Origin of the sequence: Sphingopyxis macrogoltabida, assembly GCF_001307295.1 — a bacterium.
GTDB lineage: Bacteria > Pseudomonadota > Alphaproteobacteria > Sphingomonadales > Sphingomonadaceae > Sphingopyxis > Sphingopyxis macrogoltabida_B.
Map to the genome: position 1 here is coordinate 2,918,726 of NZ_CP012700.1, position 13,551 is coordinate 2,932,276.

Genomic DNA, 13,551 nt, shown 5'->3' on the forward strand with positions numbered 1-13,551 from the left:
TATGGATATATTTCAAGGCTTTTCGACGACGCCATGGACAAAATCGGTCAAATCCCGAAGGGACGCCGAAATGGCTTCGATCTCAGGCCCGCGCGGCCTTGCGGGTAGCGACGCTACCCGCTGCATCCGCCCGCACCCGATATCTTCGCCATTTCGACGCCTCGAACGGCAAATCAATGGGTCCTGACCCTAGGACCTAGTGTACCGTGTCGAGCACATCCTCGACCGACAAATAGGTGATCAGCCGTTCGATCTGGCGCCAGCGCGCGAAATAGATGTGGTTGCCGAGCACGCGATATTGCTCGGCGCGCGCCGCGGCCGCATAGCCCGCTTCCTCGCCATGCTGGGCGATCAGCGCATGGGCATCGTCGACCGCGGCGCGATCGGCAAGAAATGGGGCTGGCAGTTGCATCGGGTTCCCGGTCGTTTGCGTCACGCCTTTCTCGTAGCGCCGGGCGATCACTGCCCCGTTCCCAACCGTGATGAACAAGTAGGTAAGGTTAATCATGGCGGCCGCGGCGTTAACCTTTGCACCGTGCAGACGAACCGCGTTTCGACCTTTGCCGCCGCGCTTCGCCCGTGTAGACATGGGCCATGCGCAAGATCCTGAAATATGCCGCCCTCGCCCTGCTCATCCTTGTGATCGTCGGCGGGATCACCCTGTACATCATGTCGCGCCCCGATGTTGCGCGCTTCTCGACCGCCGAACTCAGCGGCCGGGTGCCGGTGATGGCATCGCAGAAGACCGAGAGCTTCCCGACGATGAACGTGCCCGATGCGACAAGCTGGCCCGCCGGGCAGGCGCCGCGCGCCGCGGCGGGGCTGACGGTGGCGCGCTTCGCCGAAGGGCTCGACCATCCGCGCAACATGCTCGTGCTGCCCAACGGCGACGTGCTCGTCGCGGAATCGCAGAGCCCGCCGCGCGACACCTCGGGGGTCGAGGGCAAGATCATGGGTGCGCTGATGGGCAAGGCCGGTGCAGGCGGCCAATCGGCGAATCGCATCACCTTGCTCCGCGACGCCGACGGCGACGGCAAGGCTGAAATAAAGACCGCCTATATCACGGGGCTCAACTCGCCGTACGGCATGGCGCTGGTCGGCAAGACGCTCTATGTCGCCAACACCGACGCGCTGCTTGCCTTCCCCTATGTCGAGGGCGAGACGAAGATGAGCGGCAAGGGAGAGAAGCTGGTCGACCTGCCCGCCAAGGGCACCAATCGCCACTGGACCAAAAGCCTTGCCGCTGCCCCGAACGGCTGGCTCTATATTGGCGTCGGCGCCGACAGCAATATCGGCGAAGCGGGGATGAACCGCGAGTTCCGCCGCGCCAGCATCCTCGAGGTGCGCCCCGAAAACAAATATATGCGCACCTTCGCCGCGGGCATCCGTAACCCCGTCGGCGTCGCCTTCTACCCCGGCACCGACCGGCTGTGGACCGTCGTCAACGAACGCGACATGCTGGGCAGCGACCTCGTTCCCGACTATCTGACCGACGTCACCGAGGGCGATTTCTATGGCTGGCCCTGGTATTATTGGGGCGGTTTCATCGATCCGCGCGTCGAGCCCGAAGCCGAGGATCGCCGGCAATATGTCAAGCGTCCCGACTATGGCCTCGGCGCCCACACCGCGCCGCTCGGCTTTACCTTCACCCAAGGCCTCGATCTTGGCGATCGCTGGACGAACGGTGCGCTGATCGCCCGGCACGGATCGTGGAACCGCGAGCCCGTTGCGGGCTATGACGTCGTGTTCGTCAAGTTCGGCGCCAACGGCAAGCCGGTCAATGCGCTCCCCGTCACGCTGCTCGACCAGTTCCTCGCCAAGGACGGCAAGACGACGCGCGGCCGCCCCGCCGATGTGAAGGTCGCCAAGGACGGCAGCGCGCTGGTCGCCGACGATACCGGCAATGTGATCTGGCGGGTGGCGAAGGCCGGATAAACAAATCGTCGCCCCCGCGAAGGCGGGGGCGACGATTTGGATCAGGCGATCATCAAACCCGCATCGGCATCAGCACATAAAGCGCCGGGCTCTTCTCGCTCTCGCGGATCAACGTCGGGGCGTTGGCGTCGGCGAGGTGAAGTTCGACATTGTCGCCATCGACCTGCCCCAGGATGTCGCTGAGATAACGGGCGTTGAAACCGATCTCCATCGCGTCGCTGTCGTAAGCCGCCGCAAGTTCTTCGGCCGCGGTGCCGTTTTCGGGGCTGGTGACGCTGAGCGTGATGCGATCCTTGTCGAGCCCGACCTTGACCGCGCGGGTCTTTTCGCTGGCGATCGTCGAGACGCGGTCGACGCCCTGGAACAGGCTCTTCGGATCGACCTTCAAGAGCTTGTCGTTCGCGGTCGGTATGACGCGGCTGTAATCGGGGAAGGTGCCGTCGATCAGCTTCGAGGTAAGCACCGCGTTGCCGAGTTGGAAGCGAATCTTCGTCGCCGACAGGCTGATCTCGACATTGCCCTCGGCCTCGTCGAGCAGCTTGCGGATCTCGCCGACGCATTTACGCGGCACGATGACGTCGGGCATCGACGAGGCGCCGTCGGGGCGCGTCACCGTATAGCGGGCGAGACGGTGGCCGTCGGTCGCCGCGGCCTTCAGCACCGGACCCGATGCATCCTCTGCGACGTGCAGGAAGATGCCGTTGAGATAGTAGCGCGTTTCCTCGGTCGAGATGGCGAAGCGCGTCTTGTCGATGATCTGGATCAGCTCGGCGACCGGCAGTTCGAAATTGGTCGGCAGGTCGCCTTCGGCGATCACCGGGAAATCGTCGCGCGGCAGCGTCGGCAGGTTGAAGTTCGACCGGCCGGCCTTAACCTGCATCTTGCCTTCGGCGGCGGCGAGGCTGACCTCGGTGCCTTCGGGCAGTTTGCGGGCGATTTCGAACAATGTGTGCGCCGACACCGTCGTGGTGCCCGGGGTTTCGACCTTCGCCGCGATGGTTTCGACGACCTGCAGGTCGAGGTCGGTCGCCATCAGTTTGAGCTGTCCCGACGCATCGGCTTCGATGAGGACGTTCGAGAGGATGGGGATGGTATTGCGCCGTTCGACCACCGACTGGACGTGGCCAAGGCTCTTCAACAACACTGCGCGTTCGATCGTCGCTTTCATTCTAACTCCGCCATCCCTTGTTTCGCGGGAGATTTCCCGAGGGGACAAGCATCGGAGGCGATTCGCAGCCCCGATTCCCGGCCCCTGAAAATGTCCACCTTCCTTAACGCACGCGCGGCGCGAGGCAAGCCATGCTTGCAAAGCATCCACTTTCGCGCAAACGAGGGCCGATGCGGCGCGCGCTCTTTCTCTTTGCACCCCTGCTTTTCGGTATCGGGGCGGCGGTCCCCGCGGCCGCCCGCACCGCGCTCGGCATATTCGACGGCTGGGGGGCCTTCCGCGATCCTGCGGCGCCGCGATGCTATGCGATCGCCGCGCCCGCCGCGACGATCGGCCGGCCCGAGGTCAAAGCCTATGCGAGCATCGGTTACTGGCCGAAATCGCGCATCCGCGGACAATTCTATGTCCGCCTGTCGAAAGCCCGCAGCCCGCAACGCGAACTGCGGCTGACGGTCGGCAACCGCCGTTTCATCCTGACCGGCAACGGCGCGCACGGCTGGGCGAGCGACGCACGGATGGACGCCGCGATCATCGCCGCGATGCGGTCGGCGCCGAGCATGAGCGTCGAAAGCGACACGCCGAACGGACGCGCGATCGCCGATACCTATCGTCTCCGCGGCGCCGCGACCGCGATCGACGCGGCGGCGCTTGGGTGCGCGCGGCTGCGGTGAGGCCATGCTGCCGGACGCGGCTAGAGACCAGACCCTAGCCGCGCGCCAGTTTCGTCAATTCGGCGGCGAGAAAGTCGAGCACCGTGCGCACCCGCGGAACATGGCGCAGACGTTCGTGGGTCAACAACCAGAGTCCAGTGGTGTCCTCTGCCTTCGGCGGCAGGCAGCGGATGAGGTCGGGTTCGCGGTCGGCGAGGAAGGCCGGCAGGATGGTGAGCCCCATCCCCGAGCGGACCCCGGCGAGCAGGCCGGTGCCGCTGTCATATTGCATCACCACCGATGCCTCGAGCCCATATTGCCGCAGCCACGCCTGATAGGGTTCCCAGACCCCGCCGCCGCCGCCGATGAACGGGTGGGTGGCGAGTTCGGCGCGGGTGTGCGGGATGCCGTGACGGTCGGCATAGTCGCGGCTGCAATAGAGCGTCCACGGATTGTCGGCGATGCGCCGCCCGACGAGCCCCGCACCGGCGGGTTGCTTGCTGCTGCGGATCGCAATATCGGCGGCGCCGGCGGCAAGGTCCCGCGGCTCGTCCGCCGTGTCGAGATGGATGTGGATTTCGGGATGCGCAGCTCGCAGGTCGCGCAGAATTGGCGGCAGCACGGTTACCGCGAAAATCTCCATCGTCGTCACGCTGACCGTCCCGCCCGCATCGCGCGAACGCGCGCCCGCCGCTTCGCCGAAGCGTTCGGCGGCTTCCTTGACAGCCAGCGCACTCGCCAGCATCGCCTCGCCCACCGGCGTCAGCGCGTAGCCGGCCTGACGCCGTTCGAACAGGCTGAGCCCCGTCGCTTCCTCGAGCGCGGCGATGCGCCGGGCGACGGTGGTCTGGCTGACACGCAGCGCCTGTGCGGCGGACAGGGTGCTGCCCGTCTCCACGACCGCGAGAAACGCCTTGAGATCGTTCCAGTCGTACATGGCGTCTTGTGCGCCATAATCGCCTTCGCCTCATTCTGCAATTTTGCAGAATGGTCGCGCAACATCGTTGCTCCTTTCGCCGCTTCATAGAGATTATTTGTCTTCCACCGGCTCCTCCCCCTCCTTTTCAGCCGGCCGATGGAGACATGAGATGAAAAAGCTTCTGATCCTCGCCACGCTGGCCGCCGCCTCGTTCGGCCAGCCCGCCCTCGCTCGGCCCGCGCCCGCGAACCCGACGGTGGTCGTTCAGCATAGCGACCTCGACCTGCGGACCGAGGCCGGCGCCCGCACGCTCCAGCACCGCATCCGGCACGCCGTCGCGACCGTCTGCGGCACCGCGTCCGACTTCGATATCGAAGGCAAGAACGACGTGCGGCAGTGCCGCAAGGATACGCGGGTGCTGGCCTCAGCACAGGCCGAACTGGTGATCGCGGGCGCGGCGCGCGACCGGGCAATCCAGGTCAGTTCGATCCAGAAATGACGGCCCGCGCCGGTGCGGGGCTTGCCAGAACCGGGGCCGCGATCAGGGCACGACGCGGCCCCGTCTTTTTTAAGTATGGCGTCTTCGGAGTGGTGCGCTGCCGTTGCTTCGCACACTTTCGTCATCCCGGACTTTATCCGGGATCCACTGCGGCACCGAAGTCAGGGACCCCGGATCAAGTCCGGGGTGACGATGAAACGAAAGGCGGCCTTCGGCCGAAACCCGACCTCGACAACAAACACCACCGCTCCCCGCCCTACCCTCGCGCGTCGAATGCCATCCGCGCCCGTGCGACCTTCTCCAGATTCGCCTCGGCCCAGACCCAGACGCCGCAAAAGGCTTCGCCGAGGCTATGTCCAAGCTCGGTCAGGCAATATTCGACCTTGGGCGGCACGACCGGGTAGACCGTCCGCACGAGCAGGCCGTCGCGTTCCATCTGGCGCAACGTCTGCGTCAGCATCTTCTGGCTGATGCCGGGAACGCGCCGCGACAATTCGGTGAAACGGCAGGTTCCGTGAGCCTCCAATTCCTCGAGGACTAGGAGGGTCCATTTGTCGGCGACCCGGCCGATCAGTTCGTTGACGAGCGTTTCGACGCGCGGATCGACCGGCGCGTTGGGGTCGTAGGCGATTTTTTTCGGCGCATCCAAAGCTGAAAACCCATTTCTTTCTTTTCGGTAACTATGGCACTTTCAGGTGCCTTCTTTCTTTTGGAGAGTATAGCGCTATCTCCGGTGCATCACCCCCCCCCGAAAGGAAAAAGCGATGAAGACCACGGGCAACACCATCCTCGTTACCGGCGGCGGCTCGGGCATCGGGCTGGCACTGGCGCAGCGCTGGCACGATGCCGGCAACAGCGTCGTCGTCACTGGGCGCAACGCCGCGAAGCTGGAAGCCGCGATCGCCGGACGCCCCGGCATGCACGCGATAGCGCTCGACATGACCGATGCGGCGGCGATCGCCGCTTTCGGCGCCGAAATCGCCGCGAAATTTCCGGCGCTCAACGTGGTCGTGAACAACGCCGGGGTCATGATGTACGAAGCCGCGACCGCGAAACGCGACCTCGCCGATGCCGAAACGACGGTGGTCACCAACATCCTCGGGCCAATCCGGCTGATCGACGCGCTCGTCGACCATCTGGCGGCGCAGGACGATGCCGCGATCGTCAACGTCACCTCGGGCCTTGCCTTTGTGCCGCTGCCCAAGGCGCCGACCTATTCGGCGACCAAGGCGGCGATGCACAGCTATTCGGTCGCGCTACGCGCCCAGCTCGAAGGCCAGATCGAAGTGATCGAACTGGCGCCGCCGGCAGTGCGCACCGACCTGACCCCCGGGCAGGCGACGCGCGAGACCTATATGCCGCTCGATGCCTTCGCCGACGAGGTGATGGCGCTGTTCGCACAGCAGCCGACACCGGCCGAAATCCTCGTCCAGAATGTCCTGCCGCTACGCCACGCCGAAGCGAACGGCAATGTGCCGCAAGTGCTCGCCATGCTGAAAACGCTATAGGCCGCGCGGCCGCCGGACCCGGCAACGTTGCATCCCTCCTGCCCACCAAATCCGACATAATATTACATCGGCCCTTGCCCATGCGCGCCCGTCGGCGCATGATCGGATTCGGACGATCTATCGGGTGCCCGCAGAGGCGCACCGTCCGATATTTGGTGGGAGAGGAGACTTACCGGCATGAATGCCATTACTCAGTGCGATGCGGCGGCGCGCGAACGGCACCGGACGCTCGATTTTATCGGCTTGCGCGCGCATGCAACGACCGTCGGGCTGATCCAGCTCTGCGAGGAATTGCTGAACGCCGGCATATTGACCCCCGATGGGCTCGAACGGATCAAGGGCGCGATCCGTTCGGAACTGACCGTCTGCAATGCCCGGGTCGGCAACCGGACGACGTTCGACGACACGTTGCGGCGGCGGCTCGACGCGATCTTTCCGCAGGTCGACGGTGCGCCGCCCAAGGAGCCCGTCGGGCCGCTCGACCAGTTCGAGGATTCGCTCGTCGGCTATAACGGCGCCTGACCGGCGCATCATGGCGGGCCGCAGCGGCGCCTGATTGCGCTCGCGGACCATCGCGACTATATCGCGCGCCATCATGCAGATTCCCGGCCATATCGACCCCGTCACGACGGGCACCGTTCCGCTGCGCGGCGGCAACCGCATCGACCTCGTCGGGCTGACCCGCGACGCGATCGGCGGCGTGCTGGTCGAGGCCGGGCTCGATGCGAAGGCGGCGAAGCTGCGCGCCAAGCAGATTTGGCACTGGATCTATCACCGCGGCGTCACCGATTTCGAGGCGATGACCGACATCGCCAAGACGATGCGCCCCTGGCTGACCGACCGGTTCATCATCGGCCGGCCCACCGTCCGCGAGGCGCAGGTGTCGAACGACGGCACGCGCAAATGGCTGCTCGCCGCCGCCGACGGCCAGGAATATGAAATGGTGTTCATCCCCGACGCCGATCGGGGAACCCTGTGCGTATCGAGCCAGGTCGGTTGCACGCTCAACTGCCGCTTCTGTCACACGGGAACGATGCGCCTCGTCCGCAACCTCGGCGCGGGCGAGATCGTCGGACAGGTGCTGCTGGCGCGCGACGCGCTCGGCGAATGGCCGAAGGGGACGATGGCGGGCTTCGGCGCCGACCCCGAGGACGAGGATGCCGACGAGGATGCCGCCGGCCACTATACCGCCGACGGCCGCATGCTCACCAACATCGTGATGATGGGCATGGGCGAGCCGCTCTATAATTTTGACGAGGTCAAGGGCGCGCTCAAGATCGTCATGGACGGCGACGGGCTCGCTCTGTCGAAGCGCCGCATCACCCTTTCGACGAGCGGTGTCGTGCCGATGATGGCGCGCGCGGGCGACGAGATCGGCGTCAACCTCGCAGTGTCGCTCCACGCGGTGAACAAGGAAGTACGCGACGAGATCGTGCCGCTGAACCGCAAATATGGCATCGAGGAACTGCTGCAGGCGTGCGCCGACTATCCCGGCGCGAACAATGCGCGGCGCATCACCTTCGAATATGTCATGCTGAAGGACAAGAACGACAGCGACGACGACGCGCGCGAACTCGTCCGGCTGATCAAGCAGTACAAACTGCCCGCGAAGGTGAACCTGATCCCGTTCAATCCCTGGCCCGGCGCGCCCTATGAATGCTCGACGCCCGAACGGGTCAAGGCGTTCAGCAACCTCATCTTCAAGGCGGGGATTTCGGCACCGGTGCGCACGCCGCGCGGACGCGACATCATGGCCGCGTGTGGGCAATTGAAGAGCGCCGCGACCAGGCCGACCCGCGCCGAACTCGACCGCATCGCCGAGGAAAAACAGGCTGCGCTGGGCTAAGCCTCAGCCCCAATCTTTCTGTACCGTGTTGTAAAAATAACACAGGTAAGAAAATTGTCATATTCTGAATGAGCTGTTCATTGACGGGACAGCCGCGAGCGCCATTTAGGGCGCGGGCCGCGAGCCAAAAGGCGCGGTCCAGTCCAGAGTAAAGGAAAACAAAATGAAGAAATTCGCAGTTGCCGCCGCTCTCCTCTCGGCCGCCGTCTCCGTTCCCGCCATGGCCGCCGAAGGCGGCGAAGCTCGCGTCGAAGTGCGCGGCGGTTATGTGACCGGCAGCGGCCTCGACGACGCCACGCTCGGCGTTGCCGCCGGTTATGACTTCGACCTGGGTTCGACCGCTTTCGCCGGTGCGGAAGTCGCTGGCGACAAGGTGCTGAAGGACGGCTTCGACGTCCAGTTCTCGGCTGGCGGCCGTCTGGGCGCCAAGCTTGGCGATGCCGGCAAGCTCTATGCCACCGGCGGTTACACCTTCAGCGACATCGACGATCCGTACATCGGTGCCGGTTACCAGCACAAGTTCGGCACCAACCTGTACGGCAAGGTCGAATATCGCCACCAGTTCATCGGCAACTTCAGCGACTTCGACAGCTTTGCCGCGGGCATCGGCTTCGCTTTCTGATCTTTCGGAACAGCGATACGAAACGGAAGGGGCGGCCTGCGGGCCGCCCCTTTTTTTTACGCCTGCTTCATTTCGGGGTGGCGCGAAAGCCCGATATCGCGGTAACAGACACTTGTGTATGGATACGATACAGGGTTTTCGATGATGAACGACGATATTTGGGGCGCCGCGCGCGGAGCGCTGGACCGGATCGCGGCCGATCGCGCGCGGCGCGAAACGATCGTGTCGATCGCCTCGCCCGAAGAAGCTGCCGCCTTCCGCGCGCTGGCGGCGCCGGGGGCCGGACGGGCGATTGCCGAAGTGGTGGGCGACGCCGAACGGATCTTTGCGCACCGCGTTCGCATGGACCATCCGCGCTTCTACGGCTTTATCCCCTCGCCCGCTTCGCCGCTGTCGCTGGTCGGCGAACTCCTTGCCAGCGGTTACAATGCCCATGCCGGAAGCTGGATGCAGAGCTCGGGGCCTGCCGCCATCGAACAGGGCCTGATCGCCTGGCTGGCCGAACGCGCCGGCTTGCCGGACAGCGCGGGCGGACTGTTCGTTTCGGGCGGATCGATGGCGAACCTCACGGGGTTGATGCTGGCGCGCGATCGCATGCTGCCTCCCGAAGAGCGCCATCGCGGCGTCGCCTATGTCTCGACGCAGACGCATTCGTCGGTGGCGAAGGGGCTGCGCGTGCTGGGTTTCCTGCCAGAGCAGATCCGCAAGGTGGCGGTCGATGCCGAGCGGCGGCTCGACATCGCGGCGCTCGGCGAGGCCATCGCGACGGATCGCGCGGCCGGCCGGGCGCCGTTCGCGGTCGTGGCAAGCTGCGGCACGACGAACACCGGTAGCATTGACGATCTGCACGCCATCGCCGACCTTGCGGCGCGCGAGCGGCTATGGCTGCATGTCGACGGCGCTTATGGTGCATCGGTGGTATTGTCGGGCCGCCACCGGGCGCTGGTCGACGGGCTCGCCCGCGCCGACAGCCTGTCTTGGGACGCGCACAAATGGCTGTTCCAGACCTATTGCTGCGGCATGGTGCTGGTCCGCGACCGGCGCCATCTGCTCGAAAGCTTCGCCACCAGCGCCGAATATCTGCAGGATGCGGCGGCGGGCGACGAGACGCCAAACTTCTGGGACTATGGCGTCGAACTCACCCGACCCGCGCGCGCGATGAAGCTGTGGTTCACGCTGCAGGTCATGGGCGAGCGTGCGGTCGGCGAAGCGATCGACCATGGTTTCATGCTCGCCGAGACGCTGGCGGAAGCGCTGGGGGAGCGCCCGCACTGGCGGATCGTTTCGCCTGCGCAGCTCGGCATCGTCACCTTCCGGTACGAGCCGCCGGGATATGATGGCAGCGAACTCGACGCGCTCAACACGGCGATCGCGCGGCGCATGATCGACGACAATGTCGCGGCGCCGCTGACGACGCGGCTCGACGATGCCGTCGTCCTCCGCGCGTGCACGATCAGTCCGGATGCGACCGCCGACGACATCCGGGCGATGGTCGCCGAACTGGATACGCGCGCGCAAGCGATCGCGGCAGCAATCCGGGCCTGAATCTTCAGCGGTCGCGCAGCGGGCGGCGCGCCACGTCGTTTTCGATGATGTTGCGGATCGTGATGAGCGTCGTGAACGAATGGACGCCCTTGTCCTCGCCGAGCGCGCGGCGGGTGAACGCGTCATATTCCTCCATCGCCCCGACCTGCACCCGGAGCAGGAAATCATCGTCGCCGGTGACATCCCACGCGCCGGTCACTTCGGGATGATGGACGATCTCGCGCGCGAAGCCGTCCATCGTCTGCGGCCCCGCCTGCTGCATCTGGACGAGCACATGCATGGTCAGCGCCGATCCGGTCAGCGCCGGGTTGACCACCGCGATGTCGGCAACGATCACCTTTTCCTCGCGCAGGCGCCGGAGCCGGCGAAGCACCGCCGAAACCGACAGGCCGACCTTGTCGGCAAGAATGCGGGCAGGCTGGAGATTGTCGCGCCGCACCTCTTCCAGCAAACGCCGGTCGAATCGGTCGAGATCGATCATTTTTCGCATGATTTCGTATTTAGCGCTAAATTTGGTCGCCCGCACGATGAATTTTGGCGCCAATAGCCGTTCCGGGCGGCGTAAAAGGACCGCGTCCGGGCTGCCTCTCTCCCTCCCCTGCGGCCCGGACGGCAGGAGAAAAAACATGAACCATCATCACGAAAGCAATTGGCTTGGCCGGGCCTGGACCGCCGTTACCGAAGCATCCGCCGCCGCGGTGGCGATCCAGTACGCCGCACCGTGGAAGCGCAGCGCGGCCGCACCGCGCCGCTCGCGCGAACAGGGCGGCTGCGCCGTCTGAGCGCCGCGAGGCTTTCCCGAAGGAAAAGGGCGGCAGCCATCGGCGCCGCCCTTTTTTGTTGTCGGTAATCCTGGAGTAAATCGCCATCGGCGATTGTCGGCTTTTGGGGCGGTGAGTTGCCGCTTGTTAAGTCGTCATCCCGGGCTTGACCCGGGACCCGCCTTCCTTCTTTCGACGCCGGATCAAAGAAAAGGCAGGCCCCGGGTCAAGCCCGGGGTGACGAAGAGGGACGTGTCCGCTCCCGGCCGCTTCAAGACATTCCCTCATTCCGGACGAGAACGGCGGATCATGCATAATCCGCTTTTCTTTCCGCCCCGCCGCCGCCACGGTGCCCGCATGACCGCATTGGCCTATATCGGAGCGGCGCTTGCCGAAATCGCCGGTTGCTTCGCCTTCTGGGCGTGGCTGCGGCTCGACAAATCGGTGTGGTGGATCGTACCGGGCATGGCCTCGCTGGCGCTGTTCGCGTGGCTGCTGACGCTCGTCGATTCCGACCGTGCGGGGCGCACCTATGCCGCCTATGGCGGTGTCTATATCGTCTCCGCGCTCCTCTGGCTGTGGGCGGTCGAGGGTACAAAGCCTGATCGATGGGACCTGATCGGTGCCGTCATCTGCCTCGGCGGCGCGGCGATCATCCTGTTCGGGCCGCGGGGTGCCGCGGCATGAGCTATGCGATCGATGCGGTGCTGACCGGCAAGGCGCGTGCCTTTCGCGGCGACGAAGCGAGCGCGATCGCCAAGCGCCCGGTCGACGGCGCCCTGCACGTCGGCTTGCTCGGGATCGACGGCGACGAACAGGCCGACCTGACGGTGCATGGCGGCGTCGACAAGGCGATCCACCATTATCCGCGCGATCATTACGGCTGGTGGTCGGGCGAACTTGGCGACCATGCCCTGCTCGCCGCGCCGGGCGCGTTCGGCGAGAATATTTCGACCGCAGGCCTGATCGAAACCGAGGCGTGTATCGGCGACCGCTACCGGCTGGGTAGCGCGCTGGTCGAAATCAGCCAGGGCCGGCAACCGTGCTGGAAGCTGGGCCATCGCTTCGGCGTGGCAACGGTGCCCGCGACGGTGGTCATAACGCGGCGGAGCGGCTGGTATTACCGGGTGATCGAAGAAGGCGCGGTCGCGGCGGGCGACGCGCTGGCACTGGTCGAGCGGCCGCTGCCCGGGTGGAGCGTCGAGCGCGTGTTCGCGCTGCTGATCGGCGGTGGCGGAAAGCGCGAGCCCGAGGCGCTCCGCCTGCTCGCCGCGATGGAGGTGCTGGCGACCACCTGGCGCGCGCGGGCGGCGAAGCTGCTCGGTTGACCGGCAGCGCAAACGAGACGACGCAGGTTAACGCTCCCGCGGGCACGTCGGTTATTTCGCGTCGGGCAGCGCATCCTCGACCAGCGGCGCAAGGCCATCGACGACGACCGTCACGCCCTTTGCGTTCGGATGGATATTGTCGCCGAGCATCAACTCCTTCTTGCCCACGACATTGTCGAGAATGAAGGGATAGAAGCTCGCGTCATATTTCGCGGCAAGTTCGGGATAGATGGGATTGAACTTCGCCGCATAATCGCTGCCGAGATTGGGCGCGGCAACCATGCCGGTGAGCAGGACAGGAATCTCGCGCTTCTTAAGTTCGGCAAGCATCGCATCGAGATTGGCGCGCGTCTGGTCGGGACCGATACCGCGCAGCATGTCGTTGCCGCCGAGCCCTAGTAGGACCAGCGCCGGTTTCGTCTTCGCATTGCCCAGCACATAGGTCAGCCGCTGCCGCCCCGCTGCGGTGGTATCGCCCGAAACGCCGGCATTCTGCACCCGCACCACCACGCCGTCCTCGGCGAGCGCCGCTTGCAGTTGCGGCGCCAGCCCTTCCCTGGGGCCGAGCTGGTAACCCGCATAGAGGCTGTCGCCGAAGGCGATGACCAGCGGCGCGTCGGCGGGGATCGCCGGCGTGGCCTTCGCCGCGGCCGCTTCGTTCGTCGAAGCCGCCGGCTTTTCCGCCGATCCGCATGCGGCGAGTGGTTGGCAAAGCAAAATCGCGCAACCATATAGAGTGTAAGAGCGCCATCCGGCCGTTCGCATTTCCA

17 protein-coding genes are annotated in these 13,551 nt (G+C 65.3%); 11 read left to right on the forward strand and 6 right to left on the reverse strand.

Annotated features, from left to right (window positions below; translation table 11 throughout):
- Positions 1-196: 196 nt before the first annotated feature.
- On the reverse strand, positions 197-508 hold the full coding sequence (locus AN936_RS13650; protein WP_420496810.1) for a hypothetical protein: 312 nt from the start codon (positions 506-508) through the stop codon (positions 197-199).
- An 86-nt stretch (positions 509-594) separates the two neighbouring features.
- On the opposite strand from AN936_RS13650, the gene AN936_RS13655 reads away from it, so the two are divergent.
- Complete coding sequence (locus AN936_RS13655; protein ID WP_054588616.1) at positions 595-1,935, forward strand: PQQ-dependent sugar dehydrogenase; 1,341 nt, start codon at positions 595-597, stop codon at positions 1,933-1,935.
- Positions 1,936-1,987: 52 nt separating this feature from the next.
- Here the strand turns inward: AN936_RS13655 and dnaN are convergent, their stop codons facing one another.
- Positions 1,988-3,103, reverse strand: a complete 1,116-nt coding sequence (dnaN, locus tag AN936_RS13660; protein WP_054588617.1) for a DNA polymerase III subunit beta — start codon at positions 3,101-3,103, stop codon at positions 1,988-1,990.
- A gap of 170 nt (positions 3,104-3,273) precedes the next feature.
- On the opposite strand from dnaN, the gene AN936_RS13665 reads away from it, so the two are divergent.
- Positions 3,274-3,774 (forward strand): hypothetical protein, encoded by a 501-nt coding sequence (locus AN936_RS13665; protein ID WP_054588618.1) that lies wholly within the window; start codon positions 3,274-3,276, stop codon positions 3,772-3,774.
- Between the two features lie 34 nt (positions 3,775-3,808).
- On the opposite strand, the gene AN936_RS13670 is transcribed toward AN936_RS13665, so the two are convergent.
- Positions 3,809-4,690: a LysR family transcriptional regulator gene (locus tag AN936_RS13670; protein ID WP_054588619.1), complete on the reverse strand. Its 882-nt coding sequence runs from the start codon at positions 4,688-4,690 to the stop codon at positions 3,809-3,811.
- A 151-nt stretch (positions 4,691-4,841) separates the two neighbouring features.
- On the opposite strand from AN936_RS13670, the gene AN936_RS13675 reads away from it, so the two are divergent.
- Positions 4,842-5,171, forward strand: a complete 330-nt coding sequence (locus AN936_RS13675) for a UrcA family protein (RefSeq protein WP_054588620.1) — start codon at positions 4,842-4,844, stop codon at positions 5,169-5,171.
- Positions 5,172-5,427: 256 nt separating this feature from the next.
- Here the strand turns inward: AN936_RS13675 and AN936_RS13680 are convergent, their stop codons facing one another.
- Complete coding sequence (locus AN936_RS13680) at positions 5,428-5,820, reverse strand: winged helix-turn-helix transcriptional regulator (RefSeq protein ID WP_054588621.1); 393 nt, start codon at positions 5,818-5,820, stop codon at positions 5,428-5,430.
- 115 nt (positions 5,821-5,935) lie between these two features.
- Between AN936_RS13680 and AN936_RS13685 the strand changes: the two genes are divergently transcribed.
- From AN936_RS13685 to AN936_RS13705, 5 genes are all read left to right on the forward strand, one after another.
- On the forward strand, positions 5,936-6,679 hold the full coding sequence (locus tag AN936_RS13685; RefSeq protein WP_054588622.1) for an SDR family oxidoreductase: 744 nt from the start codon (positions 5,936-5,938) through the stop codon (positions 6,677-6,679).
- A 177-nt stretch (positions 6,680-6,856) separates the two neighbouring features.
- On the forward strand, positions 6,857-7,201 hold the full coding sequence (locus AN936_RS13690; protein WP_054588623.1) for a hypothetical protein: 345 nt from the start codon (positions 6,857-6,859) through the stop codon (positions 7,199-7,201).
- 73 nt (positions 7,202-7,274) lie between these two features.
- The gene (gene rlmN, locus AN936_RS13695) at positions 7,275-8,525 is read left to right on the forward strand and encodes a 23S rRNA (adenine(2503)-C(2))-methyltransferase RlmN (protein ID WP_054590293.1); all 1,251 of its coding nucleotides are present in this window, start codon (positions 7,275-7,277) and stop codon (positions 8,523-8,525) included.
- A gap of 163 nt (positions 8,526-8,688) precedes the next feature.
- Complete coding sequence (locus tag AN936_RS13700; RefSeq protein ID WP_054588624.1) at positions 8,689-9,147, forward strand: outer membrane protein; 459 nt, start codon at positions 8,689-8,691, stop codon at positions 9,145-9,147.
- A 144-nt stretch (positions 9,148-9,291) separates the two neighbouring features.
- Positions 9,292-10,692 (forward strand): pyridoxal phosphate-dependent decarboxylase family protein, encoded by a 1,401-nt coding sequence (locus AN936_RS13705; protein WP_158500093.1) that lies wholly within the window; start codon positions 9,292-9,294, stop codon positions 10,690-10,692.
- A gap of 4 nt (positions 10,693-10,696) precedes the next feature.
- Here AN936_RS13705 and AN936_RS13710 read toward each other — a convergent pair whose 3' ends face one another.
- The gene (locus AN936_RS13710) at positions 10,697-11,182 is read right to left on the reverse strand and encodes an Lrp/AsnC family transcriptional regulator (protein WP_054588626.1); all 486 of its coding nucleotides are present in this window, start codon (positions 11,180-11,182) and stop codon (positions 10,697-10,699) included.
- 136 nt (positions 11,183-11,318) lie between these two features.
- Here AN936_RS13710 and AN936_RS25085 point away from each other — a divergent pair, with 136 nt between their 5' ends.
- The 3 genes from AN936_RS25085 (at position 11,319) to AN936_RS13720 (ending at position 12,781) form a co-directional block, all read left to right on the forward strand.
- Positions 11,319-11,474: a hypothetical protein gene (locus AN936_RS25085; protein ID WP_158500094.1), complete on the forward strand. Its 156-nt coding sequence runs from the start codon at positions 11,319-11,321 to the stop codon at positions 11,472-11,474.
- Positions 11,475-11,810: 336 nt separating this feature from the next.
- Complete coding sequence (locus AN936_RS13715) at positions 11,811-12,140, forward strand: YnfA family protein (protein ID WP_054590294.1); 330 nt, start codon at positions 11,811-11,813, stop codon at positions 12,138-12,140.
- Positions 12,137-12,781 carry an MOSC domain-containing protein gene (locus AN936_RS13720; protein WP_054588627.1) on the forward strand — a complete coding sequence of 215 codons (645 nt, stop codon included), beginning with the start codon at positions 12,137-12,139 and terminating at the stop codon, positions 12,779-12,781. Before AN936_RS13715 ends, AN936_RS13720 begins: the two co-directional genes overlap by 4 nt.
- A gap of 51 nt (positions 12,782-12,832) precedes the next feature.
- Here AN936_RS13720 and AN936_RS13725 read toward each other — a convergent pair whose 3' ends face one another.
- A complete protein-coding gene (locus AN936_RS13725) occupies positions 12,833-13,546 on the reverse strand; it encodes an arylesterase (RefSeq protein WP_054590295.1) in 714 nt (237 codons plus the stop codon).
- Between the last annotated feature and the right edge of the window lie 5 nt (positions 13,547-13,551).

Coding starts and splice junctions, on each gene's coding strand:
- AN936_RS13650 (WP_420496810.1), bottom strand. CDS start 508: ATGATTAACCTTACCTACTTGTTCATCACGGTTGGGAACGGGGCAGTG.
- AN936_RS13655 (WP_054588616.1), top strand. CDS start 595: ATGCGCAAGATCCTGAAATATGCCGCCCTCGCCCTGCTCATCCTTGTG.
- dnaN (WP_054588617.1), bottom strand. CDS start 3,103: ATGAAAGCGACGATCGAACGCGCAGTGTTGTTGAAGAGCCTTGGCCAC.
- AN936_RS13665 (WP_054588618.1), top strand. CDS start 3,274: ATGCGGCGCGCGCTCTTTCTCTTTGCACCCCTGCTTTTCGGTATCGGG.
- AN936_RS13670 (WP_054588619.1), bottom strand. CDS start 4,690: ATGTACGACTGGAACGATCTCAAGGCGTTTCTCGCGGTCGTGGAGACG.
- AN936_RS13675 (WP_054588620.1), top strand. CDS start 4,842: ATGAAAAAGCTTCTGATCCTCGCCACGCTGGCCGCCGCCTCGTTCGGC.
- AN936_RS13685 (WP_054588622.1), top strand. CDS start 5,936: ATGAAGACCACGGGCAACACCATCCTCGTTACCGGCGGCGGCTCGGGC.
- AN936_RS13690 (WP_054588623.1), top strand. CDS start 6,857: ATGAATGCCATTACTCAGTGCGATGCGGCGGCGCGCGAACGGCACCGG.
- rlmN (WP_054590293.1), top strand. CDS start 7,275: ATGCAGATTCCCGGCCATATCGACCCCGTCACGACGGGCACCGTTCCG.
- AN936_RS13700 (WP_054588624.1), top strand. CDS start 8,689: ATGAAGAAATTCGCAGTTGCCGCCGCTCTCCTCTCGGCCGCCGTCTCC.
- AN936_RS13705 (WP_158500093.1), top strand. CDS start 9,292: ATGAACGACGATATTTGGGGCGCCGCGCGCGGAGCGCTGGACCGGATC.
- AN936_RS13710 (WP_054588626.1), bottom strand. CDS start 11,182: ATGCGAAAAATGATCGATCTCGACCGATTCGACCGGCGTTTGCTGGAA.
- AN936_RS25085 (WP_158500094.1), top strand. CDS start 11,319: ATGAACCATCATCACGAAAGCAATTGGCTTGGCCGGGCCTGGACCGCC.
- AN936_RS13715 (WP_054590294.1), top strand. CDS start 11,811: ATGACCGCATTGGCCTATATCGGAGCGGCGCTTGCCGAAATCGCCGGT.
- AN936_RS13720 (WP_054588627.1), top strand. CDS start 12,137: ATGAGCTATGCGATCGATGCGGTGCTGACCGGCAAGGCGCGTGCCTTT.
- AN936_RS13725 (WP_054590295.1), bottom strand. CDS start 13,546: ATGCGAACGGCCGGATGGCGCTCTTACACTCTATATGGTTGCGCGATT.